Here is a 2522-nt window from a genome sequence, read left to right as displayed (position 1 = left end):
GCGACCCGTCCGTCGCAACACGGCCCGCACGCCCCACCGGTCGAACGGGGCGCGCGCACCGCCCCCCACCCCCCGCGCGGGGGAGGCGGGTCGGTCCTCGGTCTCCTGAGGCGCGGTGGGTGTGAGCGGCGAGACCCCCGTACTCGCCAGGCCCGTCATCCGCGGTGCGCCTCGTCAGAGGATCTCGGCCAGGCACCAGGCGGGGTCGTCGCCCCCTGGATCCGTTCACCCTGGGGCGGTATCTCCAGAGGGGAATCTAGGCCCGGGCAGACCGCGATGGTGTGCGTGGCGTGCACGGATCCTGTGCTCTGCGTGTCGTGGGACGGCCGGGGAGGCAGCCAGGGAGCACGCACGGTGTTCGGTCGGGGTGAGCCCGTACGCTTCGCGGAACGCCCGGCTGAACGCGGTGGCGCTGGAGAACCCCCAGCGGGCCGCGATCACCTGCACGGGCCGGCCGCTCAGTTCCGCGCGCGCGAGGTCGGCGCGGGCCCGCTCCAGCCGGCGGTGGCGGATGTGTGCCGAGACGGTCAGGGGCTGGTCCCCGAAGAGGGCGTGGAGGCGGCGCAGGGACATGTGGTGCCGTTCGGCGATCGCCCGGGGCGTCAGGTCCGGATCGCCGAGGTTGTTCTCGACGAAGCGGTGGATCCGCTGCAGCGTCTCCCGCGCCCGGGCCTCGGCGGGTGCCTGCCCGGGGTCGCCGAGCTGCCGCGCGAGGAACGCCGTGGCCAGGTCGAGGGTGATGGACCCCATCGCGCGCAGCTCCTCCGGGCGACAGTGCGGGCCACGGGCGAGCAGCGACTTCATGAAGTCGGCGAGGATCGCTCCCGACCCCGTGTCCGCGGCCAGGCCCCGCGCGAGGAGGCCGTCGACCCGGTCCGAGCCCAGTGCCAGGACCCGACGGGGAATCTGCACGACCACCGTCTCGGTCCGCGCGCCCGCACACGCCCCCTGGCTCGGTCGCGAGGTGTCCGTGAGCACGAGTGCCCCCGCGACCGTCGAGTCGTTGCCCCGCTGCGAGATCCTGACGCCGCCCCGCGTGACGAGCGCCAGCTGCAGGTCCTCGGGATCGCCGCGCCGGACGTGGGCCGGGGTGCGGCGCGAGAGCACCGGTGGACAGCTGACCGCGGAGAGCCGCACCACGCCGAGATCCAGGTGCGTGATGCTCGCGCGGAAGTCGGCCGCACGAGGGGTGTTGAGCACGACGGGCATCACATCGCTGGACACCGTCTCGCAGAACCAGTCGAACCCGTCCTCGCGCGCCCCGGCGGCATCCGGCACACCCACCACACCCATACGAACCCCCACACCTTGACGTGGCGGCGATCCGGCACCATACCGGTTGTCGCAAGGCCTTGCTTCACCTCCACCGCCACGTGATGCATTGTCGGCCATGGAGGTCAACGGCCCCCGCACCGGGCGCGCACGGTGCGGCCGGTGCGGGGTGGATCCGGTGGCGCGGTCAGGAGCGGTCGGCGTTCGACGGGCCGAAGAACTCGATCTCCGCGATGGCGACCTGCTTGTCGGCGGAGGCCGCGTGCGACGAGTCGACGGTGAAACGCACCTTGGTGACCTCGCCGACGCGGAACGGGCGCCGCTGGCCGCCCGCGCCCTGATCCAGGGTCAGCCGACGCGTGGTGACCCTGCCGTCCTTCCCGGTGATCGTCGCCGTGACGTGGTGCGGCTGGGCGGACTCGCCGGTCTTGTCGGCCCGCGCGGAGACGCCCGGGGTGATGATCAGGTCCAGCAGCCGGGTCGGCTCGCCGAAGTCGGCCTCGATCCACTCGCCTTGGCCGGACTGTGAGACGCCGGGGCCCCACCAGGTGTTGCTCCGCTTGTCGAAGGCGAGCTCCGGCTCGTGGTCGGGATAGGAACGGGAGGCCGCGACCCGGACCGGGGCGACGGGGGCCCGCTGTGCGAAGTGGTCCATGGTGGCCCGGACGCCGTCGGGCAGGTGGACGAAGCCGAGGATCGCCAGGGTGACGACGACCGCGAGGGTGATCCAGACGCCGATCCGGTCGAAGACGCGGCGCAGCCTGGGCCGGTCGCCCGCCCACGGCGTCTCGCGGCGCCGCCCGCCGAAGAGCCGGCGCCACCAGGGCGCCCTTGCGGTTGCGGAGGTCTCGCCGGTCTCGGCCAGCGGCATCGCGCATCGCACGCAGTAGTGGCGGCCGGGCGGGTTGGGCGTCGAACACCACCGGCACGGCGGGCCGCCCGCGGTTCCGGGCTGCTGTCCGGGGGTGCGGACCGCGGGCCGGTCGGCGTCCGGCCGTCCGGGCAGGACGGGCCCGGCGCCCGCCGGAGCGGGGTGCGGCGCCTCCGGGTCCGCCACGGGCACCAGGAGGGAGCGCGCCCGGTCGGACATGGTGTCGCTCAGCGCGTGCGGGTCCGCGGTGGCGGGCACCGGCTCGGCCGGAGCGGTGTCCCGTGGGGACGGGGTGCCCGGGGGCGCATGGGCGGGGCCGCCCGGCGGGCCGGCGTACCGGCGACCCGGTCAGCCCTCTTCGCCCACCACCTCACCGAGG

At 74.8% G+C, this 2522-nt stretch carries 1 protein-coding gene and 1 pseudogene; both read right to left on the bottom strand.

Annotated features, from left to right (window positions below):
* Nucleotides 1–225 precede the first annotated feature (225 nt).
* A complete protein-coding gene (locus ABZW32_RS39555; RefSeq protein WP_356225728.1) occupies nt 226–1293 on the bottom strand; it encodes a helix-turn-helix domain-containing protein in 1068 nt (355 codons plus the stop codon).
* A gap of 166 nt (nt 1294–1459) precedes the next feature.
* Nucleotides 1460–2359, bottom strand: a pseudogene (locus ABZW32_RS39550) (zinc ribbon domain-containing protein); the annotation flags it as partial.
* Nucleotides 2360–2522: the final 163 nt, after the last annotated feature.

The sequence above is a fragment of the Streptomyces sp. NPDC004667 genome (assembly GCF_040609475.1).
Lineage (GTDB): Bacteria > Actinomycetota > Actinomycetes > Streptomycetales > Streptomycetaceae > Streptomyces.
The sequence above is the reverse complement of the archived record's forward strand: the minus strand, read 5'-3'. Positions and strand labels throughout refer to the sequence as shown.

Coding starts and splice junctions, on each gene's coding strand:
- ABZW32_RS39555 (WP_356225728.1), bottom strand. CDS start 1,293: ATGGGTGTGGTGGGTGTGCCGGATGCCGCCGGGGCGCGCGAGGACGGG.